At 38.4% G+C, this 13,609-nt stretch carries 18 protein-coding genes; 17 read left to right on the forward strand and 1 reads right to left on the reverse strand.

Annotated features, from left to right (window positions below):
* The first annotated feature begins 75 nt into the window (after positions 1-75).
* From BM143_RS22265 to BM143_RS22345, 17 genes are all read left to right on the forward strand, one after another.
* A complete protein-coding gene (locus BM143_RS22265; RefSeq protein WP_090027429.1) occupies positions 76-753 on the forward strand; it encodes an NUDIX hydrolase in 678 nt (225 codons plus the stop codon).
* Positions 754-1,018: 265 nt separating this feature from the next.
* On the forward strand, positions 1,019-1,561 hold the full coding sequence (locus BM143_RS22270; protein WP_090027431.1) for an NADAR family protein: 543 nt from the start codon (positions 1,019-1,021) through the stop codon (positions 1,559-1,561).
* A 30-nt stretch (positions 1,562-1,591) separates the two neighbouring features.
* Positions 1,592-2,140, forward strand: a complete 549-nt coding sequence (locus BM143_RS22275) for a prolyl hydroxylase family protein (RefSeq protein ID WP_090027434.1) — start codon at positions 1,592-1,594, stop codon at positions 2,138-2,140.
* Positions 2,141-2,211: 71 nt separating this feature from the next.
* Complete coding sequence (locus BM143_RS22280; RefSeq protein WP_072925029.1) at positions 2,212-2,547, forward strand: hypothetical protein; 336 nt, start codon at positions 2,212-2,214, stop codon at positions 2,545-2,547.
* A gap of 2 nt (positions 2,548-2,549) precedes the next feature.
* Positions 2,550-3,404, forward strand: coding sequence for a hypothetical protein (locus BM143_RS22285; RefSeq protein WP_090027436.1), 855 nt, complete (start codon positions 2,550-2,552; stop codon positions 3,402-3,404).
* 3 nt (positions 3,405-3,407) lie between these two features.
* Positions 3,408-4,487: an adenylosuccinate synthetase gene (locus BM143_RS22290; protein WP_090027438.1), complete on the forward strand. Its 1,080-nt coding sequence runs from the start codon at positions 3,408-3,410 to the stop codon at positions 4,485-4,487.
* A gap of 43 nt (positions 4,488-4,530) precedes the next feature.
* Positions 4,531-5,127, forward strand: coding sequence for a DUF4291 domain-containing protein (locus BM143_RS22295; RefSeq protein WP_090027440.1), 597 nt, complete (start codon positions 4,531-4,533; stop codon positions 5,125-5,127).
* 12 nt (positions 5,128-5,139) lie between these two features.
* Entirely contained in the window at positions 5,140-5,553 is a 414-nt protein-coding gene (locus BM143_RS22300; protein ID WP_090027442.1) for an ADP-ribosylation/crystallin J1, read from the forward strand.
* Positions 5,553-6,026 carry a macro domain-containing protein gene (locus tag BM143_RS22305; RefSeq protein ID WP_090027443.1) on the forward strand — a complete coding sequence of 158 codons (474 nt, stop codon included), beginning with the start codon at positions 5,553-5,555 and terminating at the stop codon, positions 6,024-6,026. Before BM143_RS22300 ends, BM143_RS22305 begins: the two co-directional genes overlap by 1 nt.
* A gap of 80 nt (positions 6,027-6,106) precedes the next feature.
* Complete coding sequence (locus tag BM143_RS22310) at positions 6,107-6,619, forward strand: O-acetyl-ADP-ribose deacetylase (RefSeq protein WP_090027444.1); 513 nt, start codon at positions 6,107-6,109, stop codon at positions 6,617-6,619.
* A 4-nt stretch (positions 6,620-6,623) separates the two neighbouring features.
* Positions 6,624-7,310 (forward strand): SIR2 family NAD-dependent protein deacylase, encoded by a 687-nt coding sequence (locus BM143_RS22315; RefSeq protein ID WP_090027446.1) that lies wholly within the window; start codon positions 6,624-6,626, stop codon positions 7,308-7,310.
* The gene (locus BM143_RS22320) at positions 7,310-8,251 is read left to right on the forward strand and encodes an ADP-ribosylglycohydrolase family protein (RefSeq protein ID WP_090027447.1); all 942 of its coding nucleotides are present in this window, start codon (positions 7,310-7,312) and stop codon (positions 8,249-8,251) included. Before BM143_RS22315 ends, BM143_RS22320 begins: the two co-directional genes overlap by 1 nt.
* Positions 8,252-8,262: 11 nt before the next feature.
* Entirely contained in the window at positions 8,263-8,805 is a 543-nt protein-coding gene (locus BM143_RS22325; RefSeq protein WP_090027450.1) for an RNA 2'-phosphotransferase, read from the forward strand.
* A 1-nt stretch (position 8,806) separates the two neighbouring features.
* Positions 8,807-9,562 carry a metallophosphoesterase family protein gene (locus BM143_RS22330; RefSeq protein WP_090027561.1) on the forward strand — a complete coding sequence of 252 codons (756 nt, stop codon included), beginning with the start codon at positions 8,807-8,809 and terminating at the stop codon, positions 9,560-9,562.
* A 296-nt stretch (positions 9,563-9,858) separates the two neighbouring features.
* Complete coding sequence (locus BM143_RS22335; RefSeq protein ID WP_090027451.1) at positions 9,859-11,583, forward strand: M14 family metallopeptidase; 1,725 nt, start codon at positions 9,859-9,861, stop codon at positions 11,581-11,583.
* 141 nt (positions 11,584-11,724) lie between these two features.
* Complete coding sequence (locus BM143_RS22340; RefSeq protein ID WP_047455914.1) at positions 11,725-12,006, forward strand: hypothetical protein; 282 nt, start codon at positions 11,725-11,727, stop codon at positions 12,004-12,006.
* Positions 11,996-12,406, forward strand: a complete 411-nt coding sequence (locus tag BM143_RS22345; protein ID WP_090027453.1) for a hypothetical protein — start codon at positions 11,996-11,998, stop codon at positions 12,404-12,406. The genes BM143_RS22340 and BM143_RS22345 overlap by 11 nt, the downstream gene beginning before the upstream one ends.
* A gap of 33 nt (positions 12,407-12,439) precedes the next feature.
* On the opposite strand, the gene BM143_RS22350 is transcribed toward BM143_RS22345, so the two are convergent.
* Positions 12,440-13,321 (reverse strand): cupin-like domain-containing protein, encoded by an 882-nt coding sequence (locus BM143_RS22350; protein WP_090027455.1) that lies wholly within the window; start codon positions 13,319-13,321, stop codon positions 12,440-12,442.
* Between the last annotated feature and the right edge of the window lie 288 nt (positions 13,322-13,609).

Consider the following 13,609-nt stretch of genomic DNA (forward strand, 5'->3'; position numbering starts at 1 on the left):
TTTATTATGCAGTCAATTGTTTTTTTGATGTCATTTATAAATTGTACCTTTGTGTATTCATAACGCAAATTAACTATGCAGGCAATAAAAGTTGCGGTAGACGCCGTCATTTTCGGGTACTTTGATAAGCAGGATCTTCAGCTCCTATTAATCAAAAGAAAGATAGAACCCTTCAAAGGAGGCTGGGCGCTTCCCGGCGGTCTCGTTCTGGATGATGAAAACCTGGATGATGCGGTTAAAAGAGAATTGCACGAAGAGGCAGGCATAAAACCCGATTTTCTGGAACAACTCTATACTTTTGGCAACGTAGGCCGCGATCCGAGAAACAGGGTGGTTTCTGTGGCTTATTTGGGCCTTGTGAATCCTTCCTATCATGAACTCTTCGCCGATTCTGATGCGGAAGACGCACAGTGGTTCAGTGTAAATAAACTTCCCAAACTGGCTTTTGATCATCAGAGTATTATTGATATGGCGTTAAAAAGACTTCGTACCAAGATCCAATACCAGCCAATCGGCTTTAATCTTCTCAATGAAGAATTTCCTTTTTCAGACCTTGAAAATTTGTACAGAACCATCGTCGGACGTGAAATAGACCGAAGAAATTTCAGAAAAAAAATCATGAGCTACGGCCTGCTTAATGAAACCAACAACGTTAAAAAAGAAGGCAGCGGAAGACCCGGAAAATTGTTCACATTCAATCAGGAGAAATATGAAGAACTGGAAAAAGAAGGCTTCTATTTCGAAATCAAATAATCTCTTTATTCAAACCGAATCAAGCTTAGATTTACATCAAAAACCTCCCTTTTTATCATTTAAATTAATATAACTAAAACTTTAGTTTTTATACATTGGTTTTATTTGTGAAAACATTAGGGCCATCTGTATTTAAGAAAACAATCAAAACAATTAAATTTTAATATTGATAATCAGTGTTTTATGTTTTTAGTGTTAAAATAACGCAAATATATTTTGGCTGTGATATGATATTGTTTTACATTTGTGTAAGAATAACACAATCATGAAATACACCTTACCACATATTATTGAAAAATTTCGGAGAAAAGAAAAACTTGAATTTCTATTCTTCTGGGGACACACCGTAAAAGATGAGATCACCAAATCATGCTTCAGTCAATGGTTTCCCATTCAGTTTGAAGAAAACGGAACCTTTTATAAAACTGCCGAACATTATATGATGGCCGGAAAAGCAAAACTATTTAATGATCAGGAAATCTTACAGAAAGTTTTAAAATCCGAAACACCTAATGAAGCTAAAAGCTTAGGAAGGAAAGTGAAGAATTTTGAACCGAAACTTTGGGACGAACATAAATATGAAATCGTAAAGAGGGCTAATCTTTTGAAATTCTCACAAAATCCAAAATTTCAGAACTTTCTGTTGGTAACTGATGATAAGATTTTAGTAGAAGCCAGTCCTTATGACAAAATCTGGGGAATCGGAATGCTGGAAACAGATGCCAGATCTCTTGATCCGAAACTTTGGAATGGTGAGAATCTGCTGGGATTTGCTTTGATGGAAGTACGAGACGAATTAAGAAGGTAAAAACACAGTCACTAAACACAAAATATTATCATGGAAAAGATAGAACTTCACCCACAGATCTTTCTGATCGAAGATTTCCTGACTTCCGCTGCCTGTGATGACTATATTGCAATGGCGCAGGAAAAGGTATTTGAAGAAGCAAAGATCAATATGAATGGCCGTCAGATGATGAGCAAAGGGATTCGAAATAACGATCGGCTGATGGTTTTTGATAACGTTTTAGCAGAAGATCTTTTCAGAAAAGCAGCAGAATTTCTTCCTCAGGAACATGAGAACTATAAGCTTCAGAATTTTAATGAAATGTTGAGGGTTTATAAATATTCTCCGGGGCAACGGTTCAAAATGCACAGGGACGGAAGCTACATCCGGAATGAAAATGAAAAAAGTTTTTACACGTTCATGATATATCTGAATGACGATTTTGAAGGTGGAGAAACTGAATTTGAAAACCTGTTCACCGTGGCTCCTAAAAAAGGATCAGCATTGGTTTTTTATCATCCGGTAAGACATGAAGGGAAAACCCTGATGAGCGGAAATAAATACGTTTTGAGAACGGATGTGATGTATTCCAATAAGTAATAATCTGTAAAAGGATAAGCATTACTATGCCTTTTTTAATTAGCGTAAAAATAACACAAAATAATAAAAAGATGGAAGACGAACTAAAACCGAGATTCATCGAGTCATTACAGAGAAACAATGACCAGATCAGAGAAGACCGTGCACGCACCATCGGAGCAGATTCCGAATTGATTTACAGACGCAGGGTGGAAGACATTGAACTGAAAATAAAAAGGCTGGAGCGCGAGCAGGAAGGGCTCATCGATATCAGCCCTTTAGACAGGAACAGCTTGACATTTGCTGATTTTCAGCCGGAAGCATTTGTTCAGAAAGATTTAGAATATTCATTAACAATCAGAAATTTAAATATTCAGCTGGAGGTCGCCGTAAAGAGATTTGAATATTTATTCGGTAAAACATTTTAGTTATGGGAAGTACAAGATACGATATGGATGCTCGTTTTGACAGAGCAAGAAAGGCAGGTTACGGATCTAAATCCGCAGGTGAAATTTTCACTCAGAATGCAGAAAGAAGAGCTCATGAATCTATGAACCCCAAAGGAATTTCTTTCAGAGAGGCGAGAGATTCTTCCGTACATCCGAATTCTGTTCCTATCATTTTAGGATTGGATGTGACGGGAAGTATGGGACATATTCCGCACGAACTGATTAAAGAAGGACTTCCTAAATTAATGGGAGGAATTATTCAGGGAGGGGTTCCGGATCCGGCACTTTTATTTTTAGGAATTGGAGACCATGAATGTGACGCCTTTCCTTTGCAGGCAGGGCAGTTTGAATCAGGAGATGAGGAGCTGGATATGTGGCTGACGCGTACTTATATTGAATCCGGTGGTGGTGGAAATGCAGGAGAAAGTTATCTGTTGGCGTGGTACTTTGCCGCTTTCCATACGAGAACCGATGCGTTTGAAAAGAGAAACCAGAAAGGGATTTTGTTTACGGTAGGTGATGAGCCTTGCTTAAAAACACTTCCGGCATCCGCGATCAGAGAAATCATGGGAGCGGGACAGCATACTTACACACATTTTGAGTTACTGGAAGAAGCGAAAAAACGATATGAAGTATTTCATATTAATGTTCTGCATTCTGATCAAGCGATGAGAGCAGATAGTGGCTGGAAGGAATTATTAGGACAAAACTGTTTATCAATAGCTGATCACAGAGACATTCCGAATGTTATAAAGGGAGTGATCTGTGGCAGGTTTAAAAATGAAACGTTCAGACCAGCAGAAGGAGGCGGATTGGATCATATTCAAATGTTTTAAGTCATGAAAAAGGCACAAATAGTAATAGGCTTGGGTTTTGGTGATGAAGGGAAGGGAATCACTACAGATTTTCTCGCGCAACAAAACCCTGAGTCTGTTGTCATCAGGTTTTCAGGAGGGCAGCAGGCAGCGCATACGGTAATGATTGATGGTAAAAAGCATATTCATTCCAGTTTTGCGAGTGGAGCCCTGCGTGGGTTGCCGTCTTATTTTACGGAACACTGTACCATTCATCCTGTATTTTTATTCAATGAAAGAAAGGAATTAATGGAGAAAAACGGAAATACAGAACTGCATATTCATCCGCTGGCGAAAGTCACCACTCCGTTTGATGTCTGGCAAAACAGGACCAATACAAAAAACCTTGAGCACGGAACCTGTGGAAAAGGAATCGGAGCGACAATGAAAAGACACGAAAGCCCGTACAAACTATTTGCAGCCGATTTAATAGCTCCAAGATCAATGCTGATCGAAAAGTTGAAAGGAATAGCCTATTACTACGGCTTTATGGATGGAGATCAGCTGGAAGAAGCGATGCATGATTTCTTAAATGCGGTAAACCAGATCGAGTGGAAAATAGATGATTATACCTATCTGAATTCATTTGAAAACCTCATTTTTGAAGGCAGTCAGGGAATTCTTCTGGATATGGATCACGGCGTATTTCCGAATGTGACTTATGCGAATACCACTTCAAAAAATGCTTTTGAGATCTGCAGGCTTTTGAAAATAGAGGATATTGAAATGTATTATGTGACCAGAAATTATTCAACCCGTCATGGAAGTGGCTGGATGAGCAGTGAAAAGGAATTACTCCTGAAGAATAATGAAGAGGAAACCTGTGTCTTTAATGATTATCAGAAAGAACTTCGTTTTGGAGAACTGGATTATGATCTGCTGAATTATGCCCTTCTTTTGGATGGCGCTTATGGTTTAGCCACTCAAAAAAACCTGATTGTTACGTGCCTTGATCAGAGCGAAGAGCCATTTAAAATAGAAAAATTAAAAACAAAATTTGATACAGTCTACGGATCCTATTCTCCGTTTTCAAAAGACTTTAAACCAATTTTTTTAACCAAATAATGGTTTTATATTTAATGGCAGAAAGGAGCCGAATACCAATACGATGATGAAAGAATTTGAAATAAGAGCAGATTACACCAGAGATACGATTGTGATTTACCAGTCATACAATGAGCAGATTGCAAAATCTGCCGTGATGAATCAGAAGTTTTCTGCTCCTTTTTCATTCAACAGGATGACGTGGATCAAGCCTTCCTTTCTCTGGATGATGGAAAGGAGTAATTACGGACAAAAATCCGGGCAGGAATGTACGCTGGCCATCCATATTAAAAGAGAAGCATGGGAAAAAGCGCTAGGCAAAGCCATTTTAACTTCTCCTGAAAAAAGGGTATATCCCGATCCCGGAACCTGGGAAAAAGACTTTGAGAATGCTGAGGTTTATGTACAGTGGGATCCGGAAAGGAATATTAAAGGGAATAAACTGGAGTATCGTTCCATTCAGGTAGGCATCAGCCGGTATCTGATTGAAGAATTTAATAATGAATGGATCGTTAAAATTGAAGATTATACACCTTTGGTCAAAAAGATCTTCAATTTTACCAAATCAGGAGAATATGATAAAGCAAAAAAAATATTACCCATTGAAAAATTATATCCATTGCCGGCTGAACTGGCTCACAAAATAGGAGCGATTATTTAAAAAACAAAAACTATGAAAACAATACCTCTTTACAGACCGGTTGGAGAAAAAGAAATGATTTTGATCTTAGAGAGCGGTTATAAAAAATTTCCACCAAGACTGGATTGGCAGCCTATATTCTATCCGGTGTTGAATGAAAGTTATGCCTCAGAAATTGCAGAAAAATGGAACACAAGAGACGAAGCCGGAAATTATCTCGGTTTTGTCACCAAATTTGAGGTCCCGGAAGAAATCATGAACCAATATCCGGCGCAGAATGTAGGTGCCAGAAACCATAATGAATTGTGGGTTCCATCCGAAGAACTGGAGGGTTTTAATGATGCGATTGTTGGAGATATTGAAGTGATCGGAGTTTTTGTGGGAAATGAATTTAAGGAATCTAAAAATACTGAAATTAATAATCTTGTTTCAAAGCTGAAGAACTAATGAAAGAGATACACTATTTAAAAGGAGATGCGACCAATCCTCAATCCGAAGGAAATATGATTATCATTCATATCTGTAATGATATAGGAGGTTGGGGGAAAGGTTTTGTATTGGCAATTTCTAAGAGGTGGAAACAACCTGAGAAAGATTATCGGGAATGGTTTAAGAGCGGGAAGAGGTTTGATCTTGGAGAAATCCAGATGGTACAAGTTGAAAAGGGTATTTGGGTTTGCAATATGATTGGGCAGTATAAAATTATAACCAACTCCAACGGAATCCCACCAATTAGATACGAAGCTGTAGAAAAATGTTTGGAAAAACTATCTCTTGAAGCTTTAAAACTAAATGCAGAAGTACATATGCCGAGAATTGGCTGTGGCTTAGCCGGTGGAAAATGGGATGTGATAGAGCCCATTATTGAAAAAATATTAGTCAGAAATAATATTGAGGTATATGTTTATGACTTTGAATAATATAAAAATAAATTTAAAAGAGTGGTTTTTGCAGTCTTGACTAAAAATGAAGAGATGCTGAAACTGTTCGAAACCATATCATGAAACCATATTTAGAATTAATAAAAGGAGACATCACAAAAATCCAAGCAGACGCTATCATCAACGCTGCCAATTCATCACTGCTAGGCGGCGGTGGAGTAGATGGAGCTATTCATCGTGCAGGTGGAAAGCAGATCCTTGAAGAATGTATTCAGATCAGGAACAGACAAGGGAAATGTAAGACCGGAGAAGCTGTGGTTACATCAGCGGGAAATCTTCCGGCAAAATATGTGATTCATACAGTAGGACCTGTTTGGAACGGAGAAGAAGATAAAAGCTCAAAGCTTTTGGAAGACTGTTATAGAAATTCCTTGCAACAGGCGGAAAGTATGGGAATTAAAACCATTGCTTTTCCAAATATCAGTACGGGAATTTATAAGTTTCCCAAAGAACTGGCTGGTAAAATAGCCGTAGAAACAGTACAGAATTTTCAGTCGGATAGCATTGAGAAAGTTATTTTTGTCTGCTTTGATGATGACAATGAAAAGATTTACAAAAAATTATTAGATTAAAACAATGAAAAAACTAACCATATTAAGCGGTGCAGGAATCAGCGCCGAAAGTGGAATAAAAACATTCAGAGACGGAGATGGTCTCTGGGAAAATCATAATATCACGGACGTAGCCAGTCCGGAAGGATGGAGAAAAGACAGGGAGCTGGTGCTGGAATTTTACAACCAGAGAAGAAGACAGCTTCATGAAGTTGAACCTAATGAAGCTCATCGATTGGTCGCAGAACTGGAAAAACATTTTGATGTTCAGATCATTACCCAAAATATAGATGACCTGCATGAAAGAGCAGGATCTACGAATATTCTTCATATTCACGGAGAACTGTTCAAGTCTTGCTCGTGCAACAATAAAAACCTGATTTATGAGGAAAAAGGGGACATCAAGATCGGTGACAAAGCGGAAGATGGCGCCCAGTTAAGACCATTTATCGTGTGGTTTGGAGAAGATGTTCCTTTGTACAAAACGGCGCAGGAAAAAGTGAAAGAAGCGGACATTCTTGTGGTAATCGGAACTTCTCTGCAGGTATATCCTGCGGCAGGGCTAATCCATGAGATCAAAGACGACTGTCTGTTGGTAGTCATCAATCCCAACGAAACCGGATTCGGATACGGACAAAGAGCCTTAGTGATGAAAGAATCGGCAACCAAAGGAATGAAATTGCTGTTTGATAAACTTGTCAATTTAGCATAATGGAAAACGCAGTCAAAGCCGGAATTTTTGGAGTGTGTATCGGTGATGCGCTTGGAGTTCCGGTGGAATTTAAGAAAAGGGAAGATTTAAAGAGATTCCCCGTTACCGGTTATCTGGAATATATGTCCTGGAACCAGCCGAAAGGAACATGGAGTGATGACAGTTCATTAACGCTTTGTATTGCTGATGTACTCACAAAAGGCTATGATCTGGAGAAGATCGGGCAGAGCTTTGTAAAATGGAACAAGTATGGACACTGGACGGCTCACGGAAAACTTTTTGACATCGGAGGAACAACAAGACATTCAATTGCGCGATTGATCAAAGGAGAAAGCGCAAGGTTTTCAGGAAATATTTTTGAAGAAGATAATGGGAATGGCTCTTTGATGAGAACTCTTCCCTTAGCTTTTTATCTTAAAGATGAAGAGGATATTGTGAAACTGTATCAAACGGTTAAGGAAGTTTCTACCATTACTCACGGACATTTCCGTTCTGTTTTTGCGTGTTTCATGTATGTTGTTTTCGCCATAGAACTCATTAAAGGGAAAAGTAAAAAAGAAGCTTATGAGCATATGCAGAAAGAAGCTTTGGAATACGCTGATATTAATGGATTTAACCCTAAAGAAATAGAGCTTTTTCATCGCGTTTTAAAGAATGATATTTCAACCTATCCGGAAGAAGAAATCAAAAGTAACGGCTATGTCCTGCACAGTTTAGAAGCCTCCCTTTGGTGTTTTCTCAAATCTGAAACCTATGCTGAAGCCGTTTTAAAAGCAGTGAATTTAGGAGAAGATACAGATACCACCGGAGCCATCACAGGAGGACTTGCGGGAATCCATTACGGATTTGAAAATATTCCGGAAGAATGGGTTTCCGAACTGGTAAGAAAAGAAGATATTGAAGTTTTGTGTGAAAAGCTTCAGAAAAAATTAATGAATTAAAGACAAAAACCATGAACGAAATACAAAACAAAAGAATAAGCAAATTTCTAAGCCTTATTCTGAGACATCAGCCCGAGACCATTCAGCTCACACTGGATGAAAACGGATGGGCAGAAGTGAATGAACTCATTACAAAATCTGCAAAAGGAAGAATGAACTTCAGCTTTGAAGAGCTGGAAGAAGTGGTGGAAACCAATAATAAAAAACGCTTTGCTTTTAATGAAGATAAAACCAGGATCAGAGCCAGTCAGGGACATTCCATTGATATTGATCTGGCCTTGAAAGCTGCACAGCCACCTGATTTCCTTTATCACGGAACCGCAGAATCGAATATTTCTTCTATTCTGGATAGCGGAATTGAAAAAAGAGCCAGACAGCATGTTCATCTGAGTGCAGACAAAGAAACAGCAACCAAAGTAGGAATGCGTCACGGAAAACCGGTTATTCTGACGATTAGAACTAAAGAAATGCATGAAGACGGAATTCTTTTCTATCTTTCGGCCAATAAAGTCTGGCTGACAGATTTTGTGGATGCAAAATACATTTCAAAATAAGATGGGGAGAACATTAGTAATCGGGGATATTCACGGAGGTTTTAAGGCCTTGCAGCAGGTTTTTGAACGGGCAGAAGTTACAGATGAAGATCAGTTTATTTTTCTTGGAGATTATGTAGACGGCTGGAGCGAATCTTCAGAGGTCATACAGTTTTTGATAGCGCTTTCAGAAAAGCATGAATGCATCTTCATCAAAGGGAACCATGATACCTGGTGCGAAGACTGGCTGTCACTGGGAGAAGGTCCTGATGTATGGCTGTTCAATGGCGGAAAAAGCACGGTAGACAATTACAATGACTATTCACTGGAAGATCTGGATCTTCATCTTGAATTTTTCCAACGGATGAAAAGCTATCATGTAGATGATGAAAACCGCCTGTTTATCCATGCAGGATATTCCTCTATGCACGGCCCTGAAAAAGAAGTCTATTCCAGCAATTACCGTTGGGACAGAACCCTTTGGGAAACCGCTGTTGCAATGGACAAGAAATTGGAAAGAAACTCACAGCTCTACCCGAAAAGGCTGCTTTTATACAATGAGATATTTATCGGGCATACGCCAACAATAGACATCGGAATTAAACATCCTGCCCATAAAGCCAACATCTGGAATATGGATACCGGAGCCGCTTTTACAGGGGCTTTATCTATGATGGATGTGAACACCAAAGAATTCTGGCAGAGCGACCCGCTTCCATCCCTGTACCCCGATGAAAAGGGGCGAAATAACGATATCATAGGAAATAAAACCTTATGAAAATAGATCAGAAATCATCAACATACCCCAACCTTATAGGTTTCCAAAACCTATAAGGTTTTTATCCATAAAAAAACTCAGCATAAACAGCTGTCGCCCATAGAATAAACACAATTCTCAAACAGCATGTCATCCAATGAAAATCTTTGATTTTCTTGCGCCTTAAAACATAATCAAGATCAAAAACCTTAGCGCCCTTGCGATATTAACGCTAAGAAATAGAACCCAATAAATCCACAATTTCCCTTTCCCACCCGAATCATATTAAGTAATTTTGAAGTTCAAAAACTGCTTCAATGAAACTGAAATACCTCTTAATATTCCTAAGCACCTCATTATTTTTAGCTCAAAACTCATTTCAGACCCCTTTTGAAAAAGGAAACGGAAACCAAACGGTAACCTATGATGAAATGAATGCTTATTATCAGGATCTGGCTCGGCATTTCAATACCATTCAATACCTTAAAAAAGGAGAAGATGATAATGGAAAACCCATTTACGTCGTTGTGTACAATCCTTTCTCTGAAAAAGATCTCGATAACCTGAGAAAAGATAAAGCTGTTTTATTTGTAAACAACGGAATTCACCCGGGTGAGCCGGACGGAATAGATGCCACGATGATGCTCATGCGGGATCTTGCTGCAGGAAAGATAAAAACGCCGCAAAACTTTATGGTGGCTGCCATTTCTGCCTATAATGTGAGCGGAATGCTCAACAGGGGTTCTTTCTCCAGAGCCAATCAAAACGGGCCGGAACAGTATGGGTTCAGAGGAAATGCCAGAAACTATGACCTGAACAGGGATTTCATTAAAGCAGATTCAAAGAATGCCAGAAGTTTTCAGACCATTTATCAGTGGCTGCAGCCGGATGTTTTTATAGACAATCATGTAAGCAACGGAGCTGATTATCAATATACTTTCACCTACATCTCTACCTTTAAAGAACGTCTGGGAAATACATTAGGCGCCTACTTTTACAATGATTATCAGGCCAAAAACCTTGAATCGATGAAGAAGCTGGGCTACGAAAGCACGCCTTATGTAAACATCCACGGTGATGTTCCTGACGAAGGATTTGCGGCCTTTGAAGATTCCCCGAGATATTCTACAGGATATACCTCTCTGTTTAATTCTTTGGGAACGGTTCCTGAAACCCATATGCTGAAGCCTTATGACAAAAGAGTGGATGCTACTTACAAATACATGCTGGTGAACCTTCAGAATTTAGACAGAGATTACAAAAAAGTAAAACAGCTTCGTCTGGATAACTTAAAGCAGTACAAAGCCGGATTGGATTACGGAATCCGTTGGAAAATAGATTCTACAAAGTTTTCTACCATGGATTTCAAAGGGTATGAAGGAAGTTATAAACCAAGCGATATTTCCGGAAAACCAAGGCTGTATTACGACAGAAATAAACCTTTTACCAGGAAGATCAAACTCTTCATGACAGCCGTTCCTATTGGATATATTACGATCCCTAAATACTATGTGGTTCCACAATCTCAATATCGTGTTATTGAAGAGCTGAAAAGAAATAAGATCCGGATGACTGCTCTAAAAAAAGACAGTACGGCAGCAGTTGAGTCTTATAAGATCAAAGATTTTAAAACTGTAAAAAACCCTTACGAAGGACATTATCTTCATTACGATACAAGTGTGGAAACAGCCAAAAAGAGCCAGACTTTCTTAGCAGGAGATTATGTAATTCCAACGGATCAGCCTGGTGTAAAATATCTTGTTGAAACACTTGAACCTGAAGCACTAGACTCATTTTTCAACTGGAATTTTTTTGATGGAATTTTGGCTCAGAAAGAATACTATTCAGCCTATATTTTTGAAGACACCGCTTCTGAATTATTGAAGACCGATAAAAAATTAAAAGCCGATTTTGACGCAAAAAAATCCTCAGATAAAAAATTTGCAGACGACGGAACGGCTCAATTGGACTGGATCTACAGAAATTCTCCCTACTTCGAAGAAAAAACATTCAGACAATATCCGGTTTACAGAATATTATAAATTTTTAAATTTGGGTTAGATTGCTGATAATCAATTTGTAATTATCAGGCTTTTCACGCATGCATAAAGGGTGTTTTTCCTCATGACTTTAACATTGACTCTGCCGAAATTTGCTTTATAAAACCAATAAAAACTATAGTTATGGCCACTAAAAAGCAATTTTTCGTTTCACTGGAAGGCGTAGACCTTACCGATGAGCAGTTGAAAAACATTGACAGAGGAATTCAGAGTGTTGTTCTTTCCGAACTTTCAAAGATTGATAATACCCAGGCTTTCGGAGCTCACAGAGACTTCAAAGGACTGGTAAGACCTTTGAAAATTAAAGACTGGTTTCCTTGGGGAATCATTATTTTCAAACCGGGAATTGATATTCAGAGCCAGTTGAAAGACATCCAGGTTCAAATAAAAAGCTATGGAGGCTAATTCCAATACTTCAAAAAAGAGGTGTCCCAGTTATGTAGGAAAAGTTGGGGCACAGCTTTTTGGAGTGGTCAACAAAGACGGGAAGGTACAGTTCATAACTCCGCTCACCGTCACAGAGGATTTCCTGGATCAGAATCAGGATAAAACCAGTATTGAACAGAGATTCCGGTTTACAGGAAAATGTGTTGAAAAAGGCTGCGCGCAATGGAATGCAGAAGAATCCAAATGTTCTTTGTCTCAAAAGGTTCAGAATCTGGATATCCATAAGGAAAAAGAACTGTTCTTTTGCCCCATCCGTTCTCAGTGCAGATGGTTTTCCCAGGACGGAAAAGAAGCCTGTTTTTCGTGCAATGAAGTAACGAGAAATATGGAGGAACTTCTTCTTACTATTCAACAATAAAAAAGACGCTTCAAATTGAAACGTCTTTTTGTTTTATTTCGGTAAGCCTCTTTTTAAGGCCAGTTCTGCGGTCTTAACGGCTGCTTTTTCTTTCCAGTCCATATAAGTGGTTTTAAAATTGGACTTCATAATGTCATCGAACTTACGCTGAACAGTCAGATTCCATATAGAATGAGCTTTTACGGCCCATGATTTGTCCCAGGCCCTCAGAGAGATAGAGAAACTTCCGTCCAGATACTTCATCCAGTGCCACCATCCGGTAGGCATGAAAAGCGTATCACCGTGTTCCAGGAAGCATTCAATTCCTTCTACACCATCTAAGGCTGGATATTTCTCAAAGTCAGGATTGTCAATATCATAATCTTCCAGTGCATAGGTGGCGTATGGAAGTCTGTACAGTCTTTCTTTCCATTTATATTCAAACAGCTTTACATGCTTTCTTCCGTTGAAGTGCGTGTGAAATATATGCGCCATATCAATATCAAAATGAAGGAAAGTCACAGAGCTTTTTCCACCAAAAAACATGGATGGATATTTATCAAGGAAACCGCCCATAAGCTCTTTGGGAGCAATAAAATCGTCCATCAGTTTATTAGCGTGTTTTATCGGGTCAAAAAAGAAAATTCTAAGATCAGTAGGCTCTCTTTGAATAAGATCTATATAGTCTGCGAACTTCATTTTTGTAGTGGGCGTGTTAATGGGAGCAGCTGGATCGGCTTTTTTAGAATCGTAAAGAGGAACTTCTACATCACCTACCACTTCCTTTACATAATCCATGGTCCACTTCTGGTAAGCAGGCCATTTTCTTGCCATATTTTTAATGACAACGGGCCTTCTGGGCTTTAGATATTTTTCCATAAACTCTTCCTGAGTAATGTCATCTACAACATCTATAGGCTTTAAAATAATTCCCATTCTATAAATTTTATGTTACAAAATTATTAAATAAATATATATGAACCAGTGTTTAAGTTTTTTTTAATCTATGATTCAAATCACTTTTAACTATTTAGACTAAATAAAAATATTAAAAATTATTCTTTTATTGAAACTCTTTGCTTATTCCCTATGATAAGACAATATTTTCCCGAAAATCGTTACACCGGAATAAAATAAAATGAATTGATTCGATATAAATTTAATGATAAGATTTTAAAGAATTGATATACCAAACGAATTTTAATGATAAAATTGACAGACTGC

The organism is Chryseobacterium oleae (genome assembly GCF_900115055.1).
In the GTDB taxonomy this organism is placed as follows: domain Bacteria; phylum Bacteroidota; class Bacteroidia; order Flavobacteriales; family Weeksellaceae; genus Chryseobacterium; species Chryseobacterium oleae.

What these genes read in the sequence shown, in the direction of transcription:
- BM143_RS22265 (WP_090027429.1), top strand. Translation starts at nt 76, where the DNA reads ATGCAGGCAATAAAAGTTGCGGTAGACGCCGTCATTTTCGGGTACTTT.
- BM143_RS22270 (WP_090027431.1), top strand. Translation starts at nt 1,019, where the DNA reads ATGAAATACACCTTACCACATATTATTGAAAAATTTCGGAGAAAAGAA.
- BM143_RS22275 (WP_090027434.1), top strand. Translation starts at nt 1,592, where the DNA reads ATGGAAAAGATAGAACTTCACCCACAGATCTTTCTGATCGAAGATTTC.
- BM143_RS22280 (WP_072925029.1), top strand. Translation starts at nt 2,212, where the DNA reads ATGGAAGACGAACTAAAACCGAGATTCATCGAGTCATTACAGAGAAAC.
- BM143_RS22285 (WP_090027436.1), top strand. Translation starts at nt 2,550, where the DNA reads ATGGGAAGTACAAGATACGATATGGATGCTCGTTTTGACAGAGCAAGA.
- BM143_RS22290 (WP_090027438.1), top strand. Translation starts at nt 3,408, where the DNA reads ATGAAAAAGGCACAAATAGTAATAGGCTTGGGTTTTGGTGATGAAGGG.
- BM143_RS22295 (WP_090027440.1), top strand. Translation starts at nt 4,531, where the DNA reads ATGATGAAAGAATTTGAAATAAGAGCAGATTACACCAGAGATACGATT.
- BM143_RS22300 (WP_090027442.1), top strand. Translation starts at nt 5,140, where the DNA reads ATGAAAACAATACCTCTTTACAGACCGGTTGGAGAAAAAGAAATGATT.
- BM143_RS22305 (WP_090027443.1), top strand. Translation starts at nt 5,553, where the DNA reads ATGAAAGAGATACACTATTTAAAAGGAGATGCGACCAATCCTCAATCC.
- BM143_RS22310 (WP_090027444.1), top strand. Translation starts at nt 6,107, where the DNA reads ATGAAACCATATTTAGAATTAATAAAAGGAGACATCACAAAAATCCAA.
- BM143_RS22315 (WP_090027446.1), top strand. Translation starts at nt 6,624, where the DNA reads ATGAAAAAACTAACCATATTAAGCGGTGCAGGAATCAGCGCCGAAAGT.
- BM143_RS22320 (WP_090027447.1), top strand. Translation starts at nt 7,310, where the DNA reads ATGGAAAACGCAGTCAAAGCCGGAATTTTTGGAGTGTGTATCGGTGAT.
- BM143_RS22325 (WP_090027450.1), top strand. Translation starts at nt 8,263, where the DNA reads ATGAACGAAATACAAAACAAAAGAATAAGCAAATTTCTAAGCCTTATT.
- BM143_RS22330 (WP_090027561.1), top strand. Translation starts at nt 8,807, where the DNA reads ATGGGGAGAACATTAGTAATCGGGGATATTCACGGAGGTTTTAAGGCC.
- BM143_RS22335 (WP_090027451.1), top strand. Translation starts at nt 9,859, where the DNA reads ATGAAACTGAAATACCTCTTAATATTCCTAAGCACCTCATTATTTTTA.
- BM143_RS22340 (WP_047455914.1), top strand. Translation starts at nt 11,725, where the DNA reads ATGGCCACTAAAAAGCAATTTTTCGTTTCACTGGAAGGCGTAGACCTT.
- BM143_RS22345 (WP_090027453.1), top strand. Translation starts at nt 11,996, where the DNA reads ATGGAGGCTAATTCCAATACTTCAAAAAAGAGGTGTCCCAGTTATGTA.
- BM143_RS22350 (WP_090027455.1), bottom strand. Translation starts at nt 13,321, where the DNA reads ATGGGAATTATTTTAAAGCCTATAGATGTTGTAGATGACATTACTCAG.